Origin of the sequence: Brevibacillus fluminis (assembly GCF_003710825.1) — a bacterium.
GTDB lineage: Bacteria > Bacillota > Bacilli > Brevibacillales > Brevibacillaceae > Brevibacillus_D > Brevibacillus_D fluminis.
The window spans coordinates 1-19,174 of sequence record NZ_RHHQ01000030.1; the positions used below are offsets into that span (position 1 = coordinate 1).

The 19,174-nt window shown below is 49.7% G+C and carries 19 protein-coding genes; 18 read left to right on the forward strand and 1 reads right to left on the reverse strand.

From position 1 onward, the window contains the following. The first annotated feature begins 160 nt into the window (after nucleotides 1-160). The 8 genes from EDM56_RS29820 to pssA all read left to right on the forward strand — a co-directional run bounded on the left by EDM56_RS29820 (nucleotide 161) and on the right by pssA (nucleotide 9,549). Entirely contained in the window at nucleotides 161-1,264 is a 1,104-nt protein-coding gene (locus EDM56_RS29820; protein WP_122921565.1) for an MGDG synthase family glycosyltransferase, read from the forward strand. Between the two features lie 283 nt (nucleotides 1,265-1,547). Further along, nucleotides 1,548-2,012 (forward strand): CtsR family transcriptional regulator, encoded by a 465-nt coding sequence (locus EDM56_RS29830; protein WP_122921567.1) that lies wholly within the window; start codon nucleotides 1,548-1,550, stop codon nucleotides 2,010-2,012. A 33-nt stretch (nucleotides 2,013-2,045) separates the two neighbouring features. Then, complete coding sequence (gene mcsA, locus EDM56_RS29835) at nucleotides 2,046-2,585, forward strand: protein-arginine kinase activator protein McsA (RefSeq protein WP_122921568.1); 540 nt, start codon at nucleotides 2,046-2,048, stop codon at nucleotides 2,583-2,585. Between the two features lie 19 nt (nucleotides 2,586-2,604). Further along, the gene (mcsB, locus tag EDM56_RS29840; protein WP_122921569.1) at nucleotides 2,605-3,660 is read left to right on the forward strand and encodes a protein-arginine kinase McsB; all 1,056 of its coding nucleotides are present in this window, start codon (nucleotides 2,605-2,607) and stop codon (nucleotides 3,658-3,660) included. Nucleotides 3,661-3,723: 63 nt separating this feature from the next. Further along, the gene (locus EDM56_RS29845) at nucleotides 3,724-6,171 is read left to right on the forward strand and encodes an ATP-dependent Clp protease ATP-binding subunit (protein WP_122921570.1); all 2,448 of its coding nucleotides are present in this window, start codon (nucleotides 3,724-3,726) and stop codon (nucleotides 6,169-6,171) included. A gap of 122 nt (nucleotides 6,172-6,293) precedes the next feature. After that, nucleotides 6,294-7,661, forward strand: a complete 1,368-nt coding sequence (gene radA / locus EDM56_RS29850) for a DNA repair protein RadA (RefSeq protein WP_122921571.1) — start codon at nucleotides 6,294-6,296, stop codon at nucleotides 7,659-7,661. A 3-nt stretch (nucleotides 7,662-7,664) separates the two neighbouring features. Beyond that, nucleotides 7,665-8,744, forward strand: coding sequence for a DNA integrity scanning diadenylate cyclase DisA (disA, locus tag EDM56_RS29855; protein ID WP_122921572.1), 1,080 nt, complete (start codon nucleotides 7,665-7,667; stop codon nucleotides 8,742-8,744). A 73-nt stretch (nucleotides 8,745-8,817) separates the two neighbouring features. Next, nucleotides 8,818-9,549, forward strand: a complete 732-nt coding sequence (gene pssA, locus EDM56_RS29860; RefSeq protein WP_122921573.1) for a CDP-diacylglycerol--serine O-phosphatidyltransferase — start codon at nucleotides 8,818-8,820, stop codon at nucleotides 9,547-9,549. A gap of 106 nt (nucleotides 9,550-9,655) precedes the next feature. Here the strand turns inward: pssA and EDM56_RS29865 are convergent, their stop codons facing one another. Further along, nucleotides 9,656-10,051, reverse strand: coding sequence for a DUF1573 domain-containing protein (locus EDM56_RS29865; RefSeq protein WP_122921574.1), 396 nt, complete (start codon nucleotides 10,049-10,051; stop codon nucleotides 9,656-9,658). A 286-nt stretch (nucleotides 10,052-10,337) separates the two neighbouring features. Here EDM56_RS29865 and EDM56_RS29870 point away from each other — a divergent pair, with 286 nt between their 5' ends. From EDM56_RS29870 to sigH, 10 genes are all read left to right on the forward strand, one after another. Then, nucleotides 10,338-11,435 carry a PIN/TRAM domain-containing protein gene (locus EDM56_RS29870; RefSeq protein WP_122921575.1) on the forward strand — a complete coding sequence of 366 codons (1,098 nt, stop codon included), beginning with the start codon at nucleotides 10,338-10,340 and terminating at the stop codon, nucleotides 11,433-11,435. A 26-nt stretch (nucleotides 11,436-11,461) separates the two neighbouring features. Continuing rightward, nucleotides 11,462-12,166: a 2-C-methyl-D-erythritol 4-phosphate cytidylyltransferase gene (ispD, locus tag EDM56_RS29875; protein WP_122921576.1), complete on the forward strand. Its 705-nt coding sequence runs from the start codon at nucleotides 11,462-11,464 to the stop codon at nucleotides 12,164-12,166. Between the two features lie 5 nt (nucleotides 12,167-12,171). Continuing rightward, a complete protein-coding gene (gene ispF / locus EDM56_RS29880) occupies nucleotides 12,172-12,654 on the forward strand; it encodes a 2-C-methyl-D-erythritol 2,4-cyclodiphosphate synthase (RefSeq protein ID WP_122921646.1) in 483 nt (160 codons plus the stop codon). Between the two features lie 41 nt (nucleotides 12,655-12,695). After that, nucleotides 12,696-14,174: a glutamate--tRNA ligase gene (gene gltX / locus EDM56_RS29885; RefSeq protein WP_122921577.1), complete on the forward strand. Its 1,479-nt coding sequence runs from the start codon at nucleotides 12,696-12,698 to the stop codon at nucleotides 14,172-14,174. Between the two features lie 301 nt (nucleotides 14,175-14,475). Beyond that, nucleotides 14,476-15,141 (forward strand): serine O-acetyltransferase, encoded by a 666-nt coding sequence (gene cysE / locus EDM56_RS29890; protein ID WP_122921578.1) that lies wholly within the window; start codon nucleotides 14,476-14,478, stop codon nucleotides 15,139-15,141. Then, a complete protein-coding gene (gene cysS / locus EDM56_RS29895) occupies nucleotides 15,122-16,528 on the forward strand; it encodes a cysteine--tRNA ligase (protein WP_122921579.1) in 1,407 nt (468 codons plus the stop codon). The genes cysE and cysS overlap by 20 nt, the downstream gene beginning before the upstream one ends. A 9-nt stretch (nucleotides 16,529-16,537) precedes the next feature. Then, nucleotides 16,538-16,945, forward strand: a complete 408-nt coding sequence (locus tag EDM56_RS29900; RefSeq protein WP_122921580.1) for a Mini-ribonuclease 3 — start codon at nucleotides 16,538-16,540, stop codon at nucleotides 16,943-16,945. Next, complete coding sequence (rlmB, locus tag EDM56_RS29905) at nucleotides 16,945-17,700, forward strand: 23S rRNA (guanosine(2251)-2'-O)-methyltransferase RlmB (RefSeq protein ID WP_122921581.1); 756 nt, start codon at nucleotides 16,945-16,947, stop codon at nucleotides 17,698-17,700. The genes EDM56_RS29900 and rlmB overlap by 1 nt, the downstream gene beginning before the upstream one ends. A 1-nt stretch (nucleotide 17,701) precedes the next feature. Beyond that, nucleotides 17,702-18,226 carry an NYN domain-containing protein gene (locus tag EDM56_RS29910; protein WP_122921582.1) on the forward strand — a complete coding sequence of 175 codons (525 nt, stop codon included), beginning with the start codon at nucleotides 17,702-17,704 and terminating at the stop codon, nucleotides 18,224-18,226. Nucleotides 18,227-18,307: 81 nt separating this feature from the next. Continuing rightward, nucleotides 18,308-18,958, forward strand: a complete 651-nt coding sequence (gene sigH / locus EDM56_RS29915; protein ID WP_122921583.1) for an RNA polymerase sporulation sigma factor SigH — start codon at nucleotides 18,308-18,310, stop codon at nucleotides 18,956-18,958. Nucleotides 18,959-19,174 lie beyond the last annotated feature (216 nt).

Below are 19,174 nucleotides of genomic sequence, written 5' to 3' on the forward strand. Positions count from 1 at the left end.
GACTTGCGTATCCAGTTTTCAGTGAACAAAACTTGTGTAAACTACATAATAAAACAATCCTCAACTTCGTTGGTTGAGGTTTTTTGTTTTCTGACTTGAGAATACATATATCCTAGTCTAACATCAGAAGTGAAATGAGTTGGAGGATAGGAGAACGGAAATGAAAAAAATTCTAATCTTTTCCGCCTCGATTGGAAACGGGCACAATCAAGCAGCCAGAGCGATGCAGGAGCATTTAGCAGAAAAGGGACATACATCGATGATCATTGACACGCTGGAATACATCAGCCCAACGTTTCACAAGATCTTATTAGAGGGATATACCAAACTGTTAAAGCTATCGCCAAAGGTATGGGGAAGAATTTATCACAACACAGAGAGAACCCGTTTTTTTGATATGAACGTACTGATGAATAAATTATTGGCCAATCAGTTGAAAAAACTGATCGAAAATGTGAAGCCCGACGCGTTCATTGCCACGCATCCGTTTGCCAGTTGCATGCTGTCAGTGCTGAAAGGCCGGAATGAATGGCAGGAACCGATTTATACCATCATCACGGATTACACGATTCATCCTTCATGGATAAACCATCACATCAACTACTACTTTATCGCGCATGAGCAGTTGTACTACCTTGTAGACATTTACCGGCAAGAATATCGCAAATACAAGCCGATGGGCATTCCTATCATGAAAAAATACGGAATGCCAGTGAATGCGGAGGAAATCCGGGAAAAGCTGAACTTACGCCCGGATCAAAAATGTGTGATTCTGTCCGGAGGCGGCTTGGGCTTGGGGCCGATGGAGCAGGTGCTTTCCGGTTTGGATAAAATCGATACACCTTGCAAAACATTCGTCTTAACAGGGCAAAATGACAAATTGTACCGCAGGGTGTCCAACAAAACCTATACCCAGGAAGTAGTGCCACTTCGATTCATCGACAATTTTCACGAATACTTGACGGTGGCCGATCTGATTGTCACCAAATCCGGCGGATTGACGACGGCGGAGGTCATGAGCAAGCAAGTCCCTATGATCATCTACAACCCGCTGCCCGGGCAGGAGGAACGCAACAGCCATTTTTTGCTGAATAACGGCTGTGCCGTGCATGCCACCGTCACAGAGCAGCTGATGTACTTTATTGAAGAGCTGCTGCAAAATCCAATGAAGGTGGAACACATGAAGGAGTCAGCAAGCCGAATAGCCAAGCCATTCGCAGCAGACGACATTGCGACATTTATTGTGCATGACATGGAAAAATGAGGACCGATCAACGGAAGCCCTGTCAATCCACCATGGCCATTGATGAAGGCGCCCAACATGTTCGACACAGCTACCCATACTCCACCAAAAAACCCCCATTTCCTCGCGAAGTGGGGTTTTTTGTCCAGCAAATGGTGGGTTTTAATGCAGACAATCTTGACAAAAATAAGCAGGAGAGAGTCACACACAAGCTTGCATTGCGATATCGTAAGGATTATAATCAAAGTCAAAGATAGTCAAAGTCAGTTTTGGTGTGTATATTACGGAACAAGGAGGCGAAACTTTGCGAAACATCTCGGACATTATTGAACATCATCTGAAGAACATCTTGCAAGAGAGTCCCAATGGATGGATCGAGATTCAGCGTAGCGAGATAGCCGACATGTTTCAATGTGTACCATCACAGATCAATTACGTCATCAACACGCGGTTCACCATTGAAAAAGGTTACATTGTGGAGAGCAAGCGAGGGGGCGGCGGCTATATTCGCATACGAAAAGTGCATATCGTCAACAAAACACGTCTACAGGAATTGTTGACCGAAGAGCTGATTGGCGAAAGCATTTCACAAGGAGTTGGCTACGCAATCGTTGACCGTTTGCTCGAAGAAGGATTGATCAACGTGCGTGAGGCGGCATTGATGAAAATCGCCACTTCGCGAAATGTGCTTCTTGTGGACACAGAGCTGCGTGATCGCCTGCGAGCAACCATCCTCAAGCAGATGATTGCTTCGATTTTGCTTAAATAACCTTCAAAAAGCTGGTTGTAGGGAGGAATTCTCATGACCTGTGAAGAATGCGGTAAAAAGCCCGCCACATTGCACCTGACCAAAATCGTCAATGGAGAGAAAACAGAGTACCATATCTGTGAAGCATGCGCCAAAGAAAAGGGCGACATTATGGGTGGCTTCAGCAATTTCAGCATCCATAATCTTCTTTCCGGCCTGCTGAATTTTGATCCGATGAGCAAAAGCAACACCGCTGGGCAACCATCCGGCCAAGCAGCATCCCAGGTGAAAACGCAACGCTGCGAAACGTGCGGACTCACTTATGCCCAGTTCAGCAAAAGCGGCCGTTTTGGCTGCAGTGACTGCTATCAGGCGTTTGGTTCAAAACTCGATCCGATGTTCCGCCGTATTCATGGCAACACCGTCCACTACGGGAAAGTTCCGGAGCGCACAGGAGGCCAGATCAAAATACGCAAAGAGCTGGATCAGTTGAAAGCATCCTTACAGCAATTCATCGCGACGGAAGAGTTCGAAAAGGCTGCGGAAATACGCGACCGCATTCGATCTCTCGAGCAAGAGATTGCGCAATCCTAACAAGGGGGGTGAGGCGGCGGTGTCCAAACAGCAATTTATGCAACAGCCTTGGAGCAATTGGATGAAAGGAAACGGACCGGAAGCTGACATTGTAATCAGCACGCGGCTAAGGATAGCTCGCAACTTGCGCCATCATCCGTTTCCAATGTTAGCAACCGATTCGCAAGCCGAGGAGGTGCTGAATAAAGTAATTGATGCCAGCCAAAGTTCAGCGATGACGCAGCTCGGCCAATTCGAGTCCATTCGGATGGATGATCTGTCTGCCCTGGAAAAGCGCGTGCTGGTAGAAAAGCACTTGATCAGTCCTAATCTGGCGGAAGAGTCGCGAAAAGGCGCGGTATTGCTTAATCAAGACGAATCAATCAGCATCATGGTGAACGAAGAAGATCATATACGAATACAAGTGCTTTTATCTGGTTGTCAGCTAAAAGAAGCATGGGAAACCGGAACAAAGATCGATGATATATTTGAAAAACAACTGAATTATGCTTTCGATGAAAAACGTGGGTACTTAACCAGCTGCCCGACGAATGTGGGAACTGGCATTCGTGCATCAGTAATGCTCCATTTGCCCGCATTGGTGATGACGCAACAAATTAGTCGGATTCTGCAGGCGATCAACCAAGTCGGATTGGTGGTCCGCGGCCTATATGGCGAAGGCAGCGAAGCACTCGGCAACCTGTTCCAGCTGTCGAATCAGGTGACGCTGGGAATGTCCGAGGGAGAAATTCTCTCCAACCTGTACGGTGTCGCGAACCAGATAATCGAGCAGGAACGCGTAGCCCGTCGTTATTTGGAAGAGCATTCAAGAATGGCTGTAGAAGATCGCATCTACCGGTCCTATGGCATTCTCAAATTCGCCAGAACAGTAGAGACCAAGGAAGCGGCTCAGCGCTTGTCTGATGTGCGTCTCGGGGTGGATCTGGGACTCATTCCCGATGTGTCGCCACTCGTCTTAAACGAGATGCTCGTGCTCAGCCAACCGGGATTTTTACAGCAGAATGCCGGTCAAAAGCTCAGTCCCGAACAGCGGGATGAGCGGAGAGCCCGATTGATCCGCGAACGGCTTGCCTAAAGCCATACCATCCTTCATACATTGTTTCGTACCCTATGAATGAACCGCTGGAGGTGTCATGCTATGATGTTTGGACGATTTACAGAACGAGCACAAAAAGTTTTAGCGTTGGCTTTGGAAGAAGCCGTACGTTTGGGACATAAGGATATCGGTACCGAGCACGTCCTTTTGGGACTGATCCGCGAGGGCGAGGGTATCGCTGCAAAAGCGCTGCAATCTCTTGGCTTGGGGCTGGATAAAATCCAAAGCGAAGTGGAAGCACTGATCGGTAGAGGAACCGAGCAGAGCGGGAATTACACACCGAACTACACACCGCGTGCGAAAAAAGTAATCGAACTGTCGATGGATGAAGCCCGCAAGCTGGGCCATACTTACGTCGGTACCGAACACATCCTGCTTGGCCTAATCCGCGAGGGTGAAGGCATTGCAGCACGTATCATGAACAATCTCGGCGTGAGCCTGAACAAGGCACGTCAGCAGGTTCTGCAGCTGCTTGGCAGCTCCGAAATGATGGCATCACATCAGCCAGCAAATAACAGCGCATCGGCTAACACGCCAACTTTGGACGGTCTTGCCCGCGATCTGACTGCGATTGCGAAAGAGGGCGGACTCGACCCGGTTATCGGTCGCCAAAAAGAGATTGAGCGCGTCATTCAAGTTTTAAGCAGACGGACCAAAAACAACCCTGTTTTGATCGGGGAGCCAGGTGTAGGGAAAACGGCAATCGCCGAAGGCCTGGCGCAAAAGATCGTAAACAACGAGATTCCCGAAACGTTGCGTGACAAACGCGTCATGACGCTCGATATGGGAACCGTGGTTGCAGGAACCAAATATCGCGGTGAATTCGAGGATCGTTTGAAAAAAATCATGGATGAAATCCGCCAGGCGGGCAACATCATCCTGTTTATCGATGAGCTTCACACCTTGATTGGTGCAGGGGGAGCAGAGGGAGCGATTGATGCTTCCAATATCCTGAAGCCTGCTCTGGCACGTGGCGAGCTGCAATGCGTGGGCGCGACCACACTGGATGAGTATCGCAAATACATCGAAAAAGATGCCGCTCTCGAGCGACGCTTCCAACCGATCCAAGTCGACGAGCCGAGCGTCGAGGACGCGATCAAAATTTTGCACGGCTTGCGCGATCGTTATGAAGCGCACCACCGCGTAAAAATTACGGATGAGGCGATTGATCAAGCGGTTCGCCTTTCCGATCGGTATATCACAGACCGCTTCCTGCCGGACAAGGCGATCGACCTGGTGGATGAGGCAGCGTCCAAAGTGCGCTTGCAGTCATTCACGGTACCGCCTAACTTGAAAGAGCTTGAAGTGCGCTTGGAAGAGGTGCGCAAGGAAAAAGACGCAGCGGTGCAATCGCAGGAGTTCGAAGAGGCTGCTGCATTGCGCGATCAGGAACAAAAGCTGCGCGAAGAGCTGGACCGCACCAAAAAGGATTGGAAAGAGCGCCAAGGCAAACTGAACATGGAAGTGACGCCGGAAGATATTGCACACGTCGTCGCTAACTGGACGGGAGTACCTGTCGTCAAGCTGAAGGAAGAAGAGACAGAGCGTCTGCTGAAAATGGAAGAAATCTTGCATGATCGCGTGATCGGGCAAGATGAGGCTGTCAAATCTATCTCTCGTGCCGTACGCCGTGCGCGTGCAGGTCTGAAAGATCCGAAGCGCCCGATCGGTTCGTTCATTTTCCTCGGCCCAACAGGTGTAGGGAAAACCGAACTGGCGCGTGCAGTGGCAGAGACACTGTTTGGCGATGAAGATTCGATGATCCGCATCGATATGTCGGAATACATGGAGAAGCACTCGACCTCTCGTTTGGTTGGGGCGCCTCCGGGCTATGTGGGATATGATGAGGGCGGTCAACTCACCGAGAAAGTCCGCCGCAAGCCATACTCGGTCATCCTGCTCGACGAGATTGAAAAAGCGCATCCGGATGTATTTAACATCTTGTTGCAAGTTCTCGACGATGGGCGTCTGACCGATTCCAAAGGACGCACCGTCGACTTCCGCAATACGGTGGTCATTATGACATCCAACGTCGGTGCCAATATGATCAAGAAAAATACATCGCTCGGCTTCACTACTGGTGATACCGAGAAGAAATACCAGGATATGAAAGACAAAGTGATGGACGAATTGAAGCGTAGCTTCCGTCCCGAATTCCTCAACCGCATTGACGAGGTCATTGTCTTCCACTCCCTGGAGCAGGAGCACATCGAGCAAATCGTTTCGCTCATGACCGATGAGCTGCGTAAGCGCCTGAAAGAGCAAAGCATCGACTTCCAGCTGTCAAACGAGGCCAAGAAGATTCTGGCCAAGGAAGGCTTCGATCCGGCTTATGGTGCACGTCCACTGCGCCGCGCCATCCAGCGCAACATCGAAGACCGCCTTTCCGAAGAGCTGCTAAAAGGCACAATCAGCAAGGGCGACACGGTTACCATCGATGCCGAGGAAGGCAAATTGACCGTAAAACGTTTGGAAACAAGCAACACATAAAAGCAATGAGGGGTATCTTCCTTCGGGAAGGTATCCCTTCGCGTTTTCCTGCGAATAGAAGGAGAAAGCTTATACGTTAACGAATTCTTTGTATTTAATTTCCAATTTTAGGGGTTGCGAGTATGTCCAAGATCAAAACAAAATACGCATGTCAGTCATGCGGGTATGAGAGTCCGAAATGGATGGGAAAATGTCCGGGATGCAACAGTTGGAACACAATGGTAGAAGAGATAGAAACGAAGTCCGCGCCCAATCGTAATACTATAGGGAGTGGTGTAAAACAGGCGGCGTTGCCATTGACGCAAGTGGCAAGTGAAGAAGAACCGCGCTACGACACGACAATCGGGGAACTGAATCGTGTATTGGGCGGCGGTCTCGTGCCTGGATCGCTTGTTTTAGTAGGCGGAGATCCGGGGATCGGTAAGTCCACGCTGTTGTTGCAAACCTCGTTTGCGTTGGCGTTGAACGGGTACAAAGTCTTGTACGCCTCGGGTGAAGAATCCGTCAAACAAATTAAACTCCGCGCTGATCGACTAGACTCAGAGACTCCTCCCTTGTATGTCGTGGCGGAGAATGACATGGAGCTGATCGAGGAACAGATTCAGGCCATTGAACCCGATGTGCTCATTATCGATTCGATACAAACGGTGTTTCACCCTGCGATTCAGTCAGCGGCCGGAAGCGTTGCACAAGTACGAGAGACGACGGCACAACTGATGCGAATTGCCAAAGGGAAAGGGATCGCTACGTTTATCGTCGGCCACGTAACGAAAGAAGGGGCAATTGCCGGCCCACGCATGCTTGAGCACATGGTGGATGCCGTGCTGTATTTTGAAGGAGAGCGGCATAATACATTCCGCATTTTGCGCGCGGTGAAGAACCGATTCGGCTCAACGAACGAAATCGGCATTTTTGAAATGAAAGATCGAGGATTGGCAGAAGTAGCGAATCCATCGGAGCTGTTTTTGGCTGAACGTCCTGTCGGCGTGGCGGGCTCTACGGTTGTGGCTAGCATGGAAGGTACGCGCCCGATGCTTGTTGAATTGCAGGCGCTGGTGGCACCCACGAGCTTTGTCACAGCGAGGCGGATGGCGACCGGCGTCGATCATCAGCGCGTCGCAATGATTATGGCAGTATTGGAAAAAAGAATTGGACTCATGCTCCAAAACCAAGATGCATATGTAAATGTAGCAGGGGGCGTGCGTCTTGATGAGCCAGCGATCGACTTGGCGATTGCGGTGAGTATTGCGAGCAGCTTTCGGGATCATCCGACCAATCCATCTGATGTCGTGATTGGCGAGGTTGGGCTGACTGGTGAAGTGAGGGCCGTTTCCCGAATCGAGCAGCGGATCCGTGAGGCGGCGAAACTGGGCTTTAAGCGGGTGATTGTTCCGGAAAAAAATATTCGTGGCCTCGAATTACCCCCTGACATACAAGTAGTTGGTGTGAAAAAGGTAGAAGATGCACTGCATGAGGTTCTGGGGGGATAAGCGATGCTTGAGGCGACCTCGAAAAAAGATGGGAGCATCAGTGAGGTTTTGAGACTGGTTGCACCGGGAACAATGTTTCGTGAAGGGTTGGAAAACATCCTTCGCGCGAAAACAGGCGCGCTGATCGTCGTGGGGTACGGTCAAGAGATGAAAGGGATCGTAGATGGCGGCTTTTCCATTAATTGCGACTTTACCCCCGCTAATTTGTATGAATTAGCGAAGATGGATGGGGCGATCATAATCAGTGAAGACACAAAACGAATTTTGTTCGCCAATGCACAGCTGATCCCATCGCCCGCGGTTGTGACCACCGAAACTGGGACACGGCACCGGACAGCGGAACGCACGGCAAAGCAGACGAACCATCTGGTCGTCGCGATTTCACAGCGTCGAAACATCATCTCCTTGTACAAAGGCAATTTCCGTTATGCGCTCAAGGATCTGGGCGTCATTTTGGAAAAAGCCAATCAGGCGATTCATACGCTGGAAAAATACAAAACCGTGCTGGACCAATCGTTAACCAATCTGAGCGCACTGGAGTTCGAAGAATTGGTCACGATCAACGAAATCGCCAGCGTGCTGCAACGAATCGAGATGGTTTTGCGTATAAAAGCTGAGATCATGAAATACATCAATGAATTGGGCACTGAAGGGCGGCTTATCAGCATGCAGCTGGAAGAGCTGATCGCCAACATTGAGGATGACGCCAGCATGCTAATCCGCGATTATGTCCGTAACGCCGACTGCTCACCAGAACAAGTGTTGCGTGATATGAAAAAACTGTCAGCTGATGAAATTTTGGAAGTACACTCCTTTTTAAAGCCGCTCGGCTATTCGGCCTCTCTCACGCTGACGGAAGAATCGGTTTCTCCCCGAGGGTACCGATTGCTACATAAAATTCCGCGTTTGTCGATGTCGATTACGCAAAACCTGGTAAATCATTTTCATCATTTGCCACGCATCATGATGGCTACAATCGAGGAACTTGATGAGGTTGAAGGGATCGGAGAGGTACGCGCACGCTCGATTAAGGAAGGGCTGCGGCGGATTCAGGAGCAGGTGTTCATTGACAGGCACATTTAAGTCAAATAGTATAAGGATGGTCAAGCATTTTAGGAATTATTGGTTTGTTAACCCATCATACAGGAGGTAGCCTATGTTCGTGAAAGCATTGCCGAACATGTTGACTGTAGGCAATCTGTTCCTTGGGGTCGTGGCAATGATCCTTGCTTTTCAGGGGAATCAATATGTTGATTATGCAGCGATTACTGTAATTGTCGGGATGTTATTGGATGGATTGGACGGGCGGGTTGCCCGGATGCTGAATGCCCAAAGTGAGTTCGGAAAAGAACTGGATTCACTGTCGGATGTCATTACATTCGGAGTTGCACCAGCCTTTATTATGTACGTGGTAGCATTGCAGCAATTGGATGTGATCGGCATTATCATTACAGCGATTTTTCCGATCTGTGGCGCGCTGCGCCTTGCCAGATTCAACGTGCAAGCCGGAGTACCCGGTTATTTCACTGGTTTGCCGATTACTGCAGCAGGCGGTGTGCTGGCCACGCTGGCGCTGTATCATGAAGTGTTCCATCTCGGGCTGTTGCTACTCAGCATGCTGCTCTTGGCGTTTCTCATGGTATCCAATGTGAAATACCCGAACTTCAAGAAAGTGGGCATTCCGAAAGCGGCATACTGGATCACGCCGATCATCGTGCTGGTAGTCGTTGTGGTAGCGGTCAAATTCCCGAGCCAGTTTCCCAAAATCGTCTTTCTCCCGCTTGCGCTTTATGCGCTGTACGGCATAAAAAAAAACGTTGAGTTTTTATTCCGCAAGATCAAAGCACGGCGTGAAGAACGGAAAACAAAAACCGTTCCTTTCGACTAATCTCGACAGGAACGGGACGAACAGAATCGTTTATTGTCAGTAAAAAAAACGGCCTAGGGCCGTTTTTTTTTGCAACCTTTTCACCTGTGATTCGTACTACAAATAACTAGGATAAGTTGAAAACGCCTAGGGTATTCAGCCGTTTTCCTTCCGTCTCGAGAACGTCTGCGAGCTTGATGTCAGCGATGTTGCACAGCGCTGTCAGGTAAAACAGATTTTTCCCGAGCTCTGCTGTCAACACATCCTTACAATGCTCGCACAGCGGTCCGGAATAGTGGGTATCCAAGTGAGACTGATGCTCCTTCAGACTCTTGTCAGTATCATACGGTTGCTTGCGGGCACTTACCTCGACGCACCCACACTCGGTAACGGCTTTGGTAAGGGCTCGATTTACACGCGCGGTACTCTCTTGGGTCTTGGAAAGAACATCAAGCACGCTACGATGACGAATCAACAGCTGTGACACTTGATCCTGAAACTCTTCCAGCGAAATTTTGCCCATTCTGAATCACCTCGGCTTGTAATATGGGTAAAAAGAATCCGACAACCTCGGGAAATCGTCTGAATTTTTCGTTACCAATTTATTGAATATTATAAGGAGTTGGTTGCCATACTGTCAAAATATTGACTTTAATTTGCTTGATGTGGTAAAATTTTTGGCCATTTGACACGTGAAAAATATATTTGCTATAGTGGTGGAAAGTCGCATAAGAAAAACTATATGTTGTTTTTTCATACAGGGTTTTTCTTACCAACTTTCGTCCATATTAATAGCAGGAGGTGAAGGCATGTTAAAAAAGGTGTTTACCATTTTGTTTGTAGTGGTCGGTGGAGGCCTGGGCTATCAGTTTGGTCCCGCCTTGTTCGACTTGCTTAATTCGCTATTGAATTTCGGGCAGGTGCTTGAGCCATTGCAATCGTATATTGGAGCGGTTGTCGGCGCGGGATTGTTTTTCCTTCTGGCCAACTGGCTTGTTGATTACATCGTAAATACCATTCATTGGGGCGAGGACACGCTTCTCAAACTGCCGATTATTGATGTGATGTTTGGTGCGATGGGGCTGATTATTGGTCTTATTCCTGGCTTTTTATTATACCTTCCCATCAACAGCATTCCGATTCCGGTATTACGAGATTTCCTTCCGTTGGTTGTCTCGGGACTACTTGGCTATTTGGGCTTTCAGGTGGGCTTTCGCAAGAGAGATGAGCTTATGTCCATTTTCTCAATCGGGCGTAAGGAAAAGGCGAAAAAGGGAAGCGGAGGAATTGCGGCCAATGTCGAGCATAAGATTCTCGACACCAGCGTGATCATCGATGGGCGCATCGCCGATATATGCCGTACCGGCTTTATTGAAGGCGAGCTGGTGATCCCCCGCTTTGTGCTGGAGGAATTACAGCATATCGCAGACTCTTCTGATGCGCTGAAGCGTAATCGCGGCAGACGCGGTCTGGACATTTTGAACAAAATCCAGAAAGAACTGAAGGTCAAAGTCCAGATTCACGAAGGTGACTTTGAAGATGTATCCGAAGTGGATAGCAAGCTGGTCAAATTGGCTAAAGTGCTGAACGGTAAAGTGGTGACCAACGACTTCAACCTGAACAAGGTTTGTGAATTGCAGGGCGTGCCTGTGTTGAACATCAACGATTTGGCTAATGCGGTCAAGCCGGTTGTCCTTCCAGGCGAAGAGATGAACGTCCAGGTAATCAAGGACGGGAAAGAATATGGTCAAGGTGTGGCATACCTCGATGACGGCACGATGATCGTCGTAGAGGGCGGACGCGAGTTTATCGGCAGCGACTTGGATGTCTTGGTCACGAGCGTACTGCAAACCTCGGCTGGACGAATGATCTTCGCAAAGCCAAAGCTGTTGGAAAAAGCATTGTAGACGATAGGCATGGAGAGGATTGACAGGTGAATACGGGTGCCGTAATCGTGGCAGCTGGTTCCGGCAAGCGCATGGGGGGAGAGCGCAATAAGCTCTGGCTCCCGCTTGCCGGCAAACCGATCTTTTGTCACACAATTGAATTATTTGTTTCCCATCCGATGATCGCTGAAACGGTACTCGTTGTAAGCGAGGCAGACCGCGCGGACATTACCGATCTAATCGAGCTGAACGGCTATCGCAACATCAAGCTGGTCCCAGGCGGTGCAGAGCGGCAGGAGAGCGTGCAGAATGGTCTAGCGGCTTTATCGGCATCCTGTGAGTATGTGCTAGTACACGATGCGGCCCGTCCGTTCCTCACGACAGCGCAGCTGACGGCTGTCGTCGAGCAGGTACAACAGGATCAAGCCACCATTTTGGCGGTCCCGGTCAAGGATACAATCAAGATTGTTGGCGACGATGGTTATGTCGAATCAACACCTGCCAGAGAAAGCTTGTGGGCTGTGCAAACCCCGCAAGCTTTTCGTCTTGCTCTCTTGCAGGATGTCCACAAGCAGGCAAAGGACGCAGGCAAAGCAGGCACGGATGATGCAATGCTTGTGGAATGGATGGGCCACCGGGTTTCCGTCATGATGGGTAGCTATGAGAACATCAAGATTACGACACCGGATGATTTATGGCTCGGGGAAGAAATTTTACGAAAAAGACTAGGCAGCGATCGAGGAGAGGAATAACGTTGATGCGAATTGGACAAGGCTTTGATGTACACCAGTTGGTGGAAGGGCGCCCGTGCATTATCGGCGGCGTGACGATTCCGTATGAAAAAGGACTCTTGGGGCATTCCGATGCGGATGTGTTGCTGCATGCCATCAGTGACGCGCTGCTCGGCGCAATCGGTGAGGGCGATATCGGCAAGCATTTTCCGGATACTGATCCGGAGTATAAAGATGCGGACAGCCTGAAACTGCTTGTTCACATTTGGAAGCTAGTCAAAGAAAAAGGCTATGAGCTGGGAAACGTCGATGCGACGATCATTGCGCAGAAGCCCAAAATGGCTCCATACATTCCCCAAATGCAGGAAGTAATCGCCCGCGCCTTGGAGGCATCAGAGCTGTCGAAGGTGAATGTGAAAGCAACCACAACGGAACAGCTGGGCTTCACCGGCAGAGGGGAAGGAATCGCCGCTCAGGCGGTTTGCTTGCTTGTCAAGTCGACTCGGTAGTAGTAACATAATGAATCAAAGGCGAATAAGGATGGTGTCACATGTCTAAGGAAACCCGAGTGCGGTATGCACCAAGTCCAACTGGTCATTTACATATCGGCGGTGCGCGCACGGCGCTGTTTAACTATCTGCTGGCTCGCCGCAATGGCGGCAAGTTCATCGTGCGTATCGAAGATACTGACCAAACACGTAACATCGAGAATGCTGCAGAAAAACAAATGGAAAACCTGAAATGGTTGGGTGTCGAATGGGATGAAGGTACCGACCTAGGCGGTCCTCATGCTCCGTATCGCCAAATGGAGCGCCTGGACATCTACCGTAAATATATCGACCAACTGCTGTCAGAAGGCAAGGCATACTACTGTTATGCGACCAAAGAAGAGCTGGATGCTGAGCGGGAAGAACAGCTCGCTCGTGGGGAAACGCCGCGGATTCTGGAAAAGCATCGCAATGTGACTGCGGAACAACGTGCCCAGTTCGAGCAAGAAGGACGTGTTCCATCGATTCATTTCCTCGTGCCAGACGATCGCGTGTATGTCGTTAATGACGTCATTCGCGGTCAAGTCACGTTTGAATCCAAGGAGATGGGTGACTTTGTCATCTGTCGCCCTGATGGAATCCCAACTTATAACTTTGCCGTCGTGATCGACGACTACCTGATGGATATCACACATGTTATCCGCGGGGAGGAGCACTTGTCCAACACGCCGCGCCAGCTGATGATTTATGAAGCATTTGGCTGGGAACCGCCGCAATTTGCCCACCTTGCCCTGATCTTGAACCAAGACGGCAAAAAAATGAGCAAACGCGACGAGAGCATCATTCAATTTATCGAGCAGTACCGCGACCTCGGCTTCCTGCCGCAAGCGATCGTGAACTTCATCGTGCTTCTGGGCTGGTCCCCAGGTGGCGAAGAAGAGATTTTCCAAAAAGAAGAACTGATCAAGCTCTTCTCCCTGGAACGCGTCAACAAATCGCCAGCGGTATTCGATACCATCAAGATGAACTGGATGAACAACCATTACATCAAGCAGGAATCCGTCGAGAAAATTACGGAACTGTGCTTGCCGCATCTGCAAAAGGCCGGCTTCATCGAAGAAGAGCTGTCGCCTGAGCGTTACGAATGGGTACGTGGAATCGTAGAACTCCATCAGGAAAAAATGTCCTACTGTGCGCAAATTGTACCTTTGGCAGCCCTTTTCTTCCTGGATGAAGTGGTGTACGATGAAGATGCGAAAGGCGTCGTGATCGAAGAGCAAGTGCCGCAAGTGCTGAGCGCTCTCAAAAATCACATCGTCAACAGTGCGGAATACAATGTGGATACGATCCAAGCGATCCTCAAGTCCGTACAAAAAGAAACCGGGCACAAAGGAAAGGCGCTGTTTATGCCAGTTCGCGTTGCCGCAACCGGACAGATTCATGGGCCTGACCTTGTAAAATCGCTCTATCTCTTGGGGAAAGAGCGCGTGTTGTCCCGTATTGATCAATTGCTGGTAAATCGCGAAGCGATTGCAAAATAAATGCGTTGAACAGGTGAAGTATACGCAGTGTGCCGTCTGACAGAGAGGATGGAAAGGTGAGAGCCATCCGGCGGGAACTCGTAGAAATGCCCCTGGGAGCTATTGTCTGAAACCGCTGCTGTGCGGGAATAGGATGGATCGGGATGCCCTCCGTTATCATGGGCGAAAAGCGAGGTTGAGCCGTTTGTAACAAGGCTTGGCCTAAGCAGAGTGGAACCACGGTTATGGCCGTCTCTGCGCCTTGTGATCAAGGCGTGAGGCGGTCTTTTCTTTTTGTACACTTGCAGGGGGTGAATTCATCATGTGGAAACAATTAAAAGAAGACATCGATGCCATTTTCGAACGGGACCCGGCTGCCCGAAGCACGTTTGAAGTGGTGCTTACCTATTCGGGATTGCATGCGATTTGGGCGCATCGCATTTCTCACAAGCTATGGAAGGCGGAATGGTATACGCTGGCGCGCGCAGTATCCCAATTCGCCAAATTTTTAACCGGTATCGAAATCCATCCGGGCGCACGTATTGGCAAAAAGCTGTTTATTGACCATGGCTCGGGGGTTGTTATCGGGGAGACCTGTGAAATTGGTGACAATGTGACCATTTACCAAGGAGTAACACTGGGGGGGACCGGTAAAGAAAAAGGAAAGCGTCACCCAACAGTTGGAGATAATGTAATTATTGCTACCGGAGCGAAAGTGCTCGGCTCGTTTAAGATCGGAGACAACTCCAAAATCGGTGCGGGCTCTGTCGTCCTGCAGGAGGTTCCGCCGAATGCGACGGTTGTGGGGATGAAGGCCAAAATTGTCATTCAGGACGGAAAGCGCGTCACCCAGGATTTCGACTTGGTCAATCTTCCTGACCCGATTGCAGACATGATTCGCCAAATGCAACGTGAAATTGAAACGCTTCGCGATGAAGTGCAGCTTTTGAAGGAGGGCACGAAACAAAATGAGCATTCACCTATATAACACCATGTCGCGGAAAAATGAGGAGTTTATTCCGCTGGAACCAGGGAAAGTAAAAATATATGTATGCGGTCCGACTGTGTACAACTACATCCATATCGGGAACTCCCGCCCGGCGATCGTGTTCGATACACTGCGCCGCTATCTAAGCTACCGCGGATATCAGGTCACATTCGTGCAAAACATTACCGATGTCGAAGACAAGCTCATTCGGGCGGCGAATGAAGAGAACACAACCGTCAAGGAATTGGCCGATAAATACATGAAGGCGTACAACGAGGATCTGGCGACGTTGAACGTGCTACCGCCGGATATTCAGCCGCGCGTCATGGAGACGATTCCCGAAATTATTTCGTTCGTGGAAGCGTTGGTTGAAAAAGGATTCGCTTATGAAAGCGAAGGCGATGTGTACTTCCGCACCGGCAGATTTAAGGAGTACGGCAAGCTGTCACATCAGCCGATCGACGATTTGCAAGCTGGTGCACGGATTGAAGTGAACGAAAAGAAGGAAAGCCCGCTCGATTTTGTGCTGTGGAAAGCGGCGAAACCGGGTGAGATTACATGGGAAAGTCCTTGGGGACTTGGCCGTCCCGGTTGGCATATCGAATGCTCGGCGATGGTGCTGAAGTTTTTGGGTGAGTCCATCGATATCCATGCAGGTGGTTCTGACCTTACCTTCCCTCACCATGAAAATGAAATCGCGCAGTCGGAGTGCATGACCGGACAGGTGTTTGCACGCTATTGGTTGCATAATGCTATGCTCAACATCGATAATGAAAAGATGTCCAAATCACTTGGGAACTTCAAGCTTGCCCGTGACTTGATCAAGGAATATGGCGGTCAGCTGATTCGCTTCTTCATGCTGTCGGGGCATTACCGCAGCCCGATCAATTTCAGCGGAGAGATGCTTGAGCAAGCGGGGAATGGGCTGGAACGCATCCAGACTGCTTATGCAAACGCAAAGCACCGTCTGACGACTGCGCGCCCTGAGGAGCCGAATGGAGTGGCTGAGGAGCAAGCTGCGATCATTGATCAGCTTCGTCAAAAATTCATCCGCGAGATGGACGATGACCTCAACACAGCCAATGCTATCACTGTTCTGTTCGACCTGACCAAAGAAGTGAACCTGTACTTGCGTCATGAAAATGTCGGTAAGGCACAGCTGGAAGCATACCGCGACCTGTTCCTGGAGCTGGCTGCCGTTCTTGGCCTCGAGTTGGAGGAAGACAGTGCGTTGTTGGACGAAGAGATTGAAGCGTTGATTGTGGAGCGGACGGAGTCCCGCAAATCGCGGAATTTTGCGAGAGCGGATGAAATCCGTGACCTCTTGACGGATAAAGGCATTTTGCTGGAAGATACACCGCAGGGCGTCCGTTGGCGCCGCAAGTAAGGAGCAGGCATGCACAGAGAACAACTGAAAAATGACCCAAAATTAACGAGCCCCCTTGTTCTTGCCTTTCTGGGGGACGCAACATACGCTCATTTCGTGCGCTTTCACTTGATCGCAAAAGGTCTGGTAAAACCGAACCAACTGCACAAGCAAGCGAATCGCTATGTATCGGCGGCTGCACAGGCGAATATCCTGCTGCAGCTCATGCCGATGCTAACGGAGGAGGAAGCAGCGATCGTCAGGCGCGGGCGCAATTCGAAGTCGGGCTCAACGGCAAAGAACGCCAGCATCATCGACTATCGTCATGCGACAGCGTTTGAGGCTTTGATTGGCTATCTCTCCCTAACAGGCGAGGAAACAAGAATGGCGGAATTACTGGAAAAGGCATTTGCCATTGTGGAAGGAGCACATGAATGATGAGCGAGGAATGGATTGTCGGGAAAAACCCGATTATAGAAGCGCTGCGATCCGGCCGCACCATCAATAAAATCTGGATGGCGGAAGGGATCAACAAAAACCAGCTGGGGCCGATTCCGGGCCTAGCGAAAGAGCAAGGCGTTGTCATCACGACAGCGAACCGAAAAAAGCTGGACCAGCTGAGCAATACGGAGCATCATCAAGGCATCGTCGCTTCCGTCGCGGCTTATGATTACGTAGAAGTAGAGGACATGCTCGCACGCGCCAAGGAAAAGGGCGAGGTGCCGCTGCTGTTGATCCTCGATGAGCTCGAAGATCCGCACAACCTCGGATCGATCCTGCGCACAGCCGATTCGGTAGGCGCACATGGGGTCATCATCCCGAAACGCCGTTCGGTCTCTCTGACCGCGACAGTTGCGAAAGCGTCGGCGGGTGCGATTGAATATGTACCGGTCGCCCGCGTCACCAATCTGGTCAGAACGATGGAAGAGCTGAAGGAGCAAGGCGTATGGATTGCCGGTACGGACGCTTCTGCCAAGCAAGATTTTCGTGAGGGCGATTTCAGCATGCCGTTAGCACTTGTGATCGGCAGCGAAGGAAAGGGCATTAGCCGTTTGGTACGGGAGAACTGTGATTTCCTCTTCCACATTCCGATGGCGGGTCAGGTGACGTCACTGAACGCGTCTGTGGCCGCTGCGCTCTTGATGTACGAAGTGTTCCGGGTAAGGAGTCCGCTTACGGCCCGGGTGAAATGAAATGGCAAAGAAGAAAGACAAATCCCTACTGATTGTGGATGGCTATAATATCATTGGGGCTTGGCCGAAATTGCGCGCGTTGAAAGATGAGGATCGGATCGATGACGCGCGCGATCTCCTCATCGCCCAGTTGGCCGAATACCAAAGCTATTACGGGATTCAGGTCGTCGTTGTATTCGACGCCTATACGGTGCCGGGAATCGGCCGTAAACAATCCGAATACCAAATTGAGATCTTGTTCACCAAGGAAAAAGAGACAGCCGATGAACGCATCGAAAAAATCGTTTCGCAAAATTACCAAAAAAATCGACAAATCTATGTAGCGACCTCCGACTACACGTCGCAGCGGGTTATTTTTGGACAAGGAGCCTTGCGAAAATCAGCTCGGGAGTTATTGCTTGATATAGAAGTTGCAGGGAAAGAAATCAAGGAACAAGTCGCCAAAACGCGGGAAGATCGCTTTACTTCAAAGATACCATTGAGTGATGAAATAGCGAAAATTTTCGAAAAATGGCGAAGGGAGTAGACGAGACTTGGTTGACGCTATTTTGGCGATTCATGTATAATAGCCATAGTTTATGGGAAATCAGTTGTCGGAGGGATAATCGTGAGCGTTGACCTCAAGGAGTTGAAATATACCCAGTATGAACTGATGTCCGATGAAGAAGTAGTAGATTTGGTAAGAGATAATGACGCCGAGGCGTTGGAATACTTGATCAATAAATATAAAAATTTCGTGCGAGCGAAGGCCCGGTCGTATTTTCTGATCGGAGCGGATCGCGAAGATATTGTGCAGGAGGGCATGATCGGGCTGTACAAATCGATTCGTGATTTTCGCGGTGACAAACTCACATCGTTCAAAGCGTTTGCTGAGCTGTGCATCACGCGCCAAATTATCACAGCGATCAAGACGGCCACAAGGCAGAAGCATATTCCGCTGAACTCTTACGTTTCGTTGGACAAGCCAATTTACGACGAAGATTCCGATCGTACTTTGCTGGATGTTATCTGCGGCACGAAAGTGACAGATCCAGAAGAGCTATTTATCAATCGCGAGGAATTTGACGACATCGAAGGCAAAATGAGCGAGATTTTGAGTGAGCTGGAACGTCAGGTGCTTATGCTTTATTTAGATGGACGATCCTATCAGCAGATCGCTGTTGAGTTGAAACGACATGTCAAATCGATCGACAATGCACTACAACGCGTAAAACGGAAACTGGAAAAGTATCTGGAAGGCAGAGAGATTCATTTGTAAAAAATGAGCTCTCTTTTTTTGCACGTAAAAACTGGAACAAATCCACTTACCTTTGTCAAGATGTTTTATTGACATGAAGATTCCTGTATGATAAATTTGTTTAGGTAGCCGTAGAGGCCTATTCTATGGTTGCTTCTTTTAAATGGTCACCGGAAAGAAAGTAGCGGTTTTTTCCTGTACTGTTTAGAGCGGCGGCCAAGCCGTTAACTAAGGTTA

Bases quoted from the DNA above. Each gene is read 5' to 3' on its own strand.
- EDM56_RS29820 (WP_122921565.1), top strand. From the start codon at position 161: ATGAAAAAAATTCTAATCTTTTCCGCCTCGATTGGAAACGGGCACAAT.
- mcsA (WP_122921568.1), top strand. From the start codon at position 2,046: ATGACCTGTGAAGAATGCGGTAAAAAGCCCGCCACATTGCACCTGACC.
- EDM56_RS29845 (WP_122921570.1), top strand. From the start codon at position 3,724: ATGATGTTTGGACGATTTACAGAACGAGCACAAAAAGTTTTAGCGTTG.
- radA (WP_122921571.1), top strand. From the start codon at position 6,294: ATGTCCAAGATCAAAACAAAATACGCATGTCAGTCATGCGGGTATGAG.
- disA (WP_122921572.1), top strand. From the start codon at position 7,665: ATGCTTGAGGCGACCTCGAAAAAAGATGGGAGCATCAGTGAGGTTTTG.
- pssA (WP_122921573.1), top strand. From the start codon at position 8,818: ATGTTCGTGAAAGCATTGCCGAACATGTTGACTGTAGGCAATCTGTTC.
- EDM56_RS29865 (WP_122921574.1), bottom strand. From the start codon at position 10,051: ATGGGCAAAATTTCGCTGGAAGAGTTTCAGGATCAAGTGTCACAGCTG.
- EDM56_RS29870 (WP_122921575.1), top strand. From the start codon at position 10,338: ATGTTAAAAAAGGTGTTTACCATTTTGTTTGTAGTGGTCGGTGGAGGC.
- ispF (WP_122921646.1), top strand. From the start codon at position 12,172: ATGCGAATTGGACAAGGCTTTGATGTACACCAGTTGGTGGAAGGGCGC.
- gltX (WP_122921577.1), top strand. From the start codon at position 12,696: ATGTCTAAGGAAACCCGAGTGCGGTATGCACCAAGTCCAACTGGTCAT.
- cysE (WP_122921578.1), top strand. From the start codon at position 14,476: ATGTGGAAACAATTAAAAGAAGACATCGATGCCATTTTCGAACGGGAC.
- cysS (WP_122921579.1), top strand. From the start codon at position 15,122: ATGAGCATTCACCTATATAACACCATGTCGCGGAAAAATGAGGAGTTT.
- EDM56_RS29900 (WP_122921580.1), top strand. From the start codon at position 16,538: ATGCACAGAGAACAACTGAAAAATGACCCAAAATTAACGAGCCCCCTT.
- rlmB (WP_122921581.1), top strand. From the start codon at position 16,945: ATGAGCGAGGAATGGATTGTCGGGAAAAACCCGATTATAGAAGCGCTG.
- EDM56_RS29910 (WP_122921582.1), top strand. From the start codon at position 17,702: ATGGCAAAGAAGAAAGACAAATCCCTACTGATTGTGGATGGCTATAAT.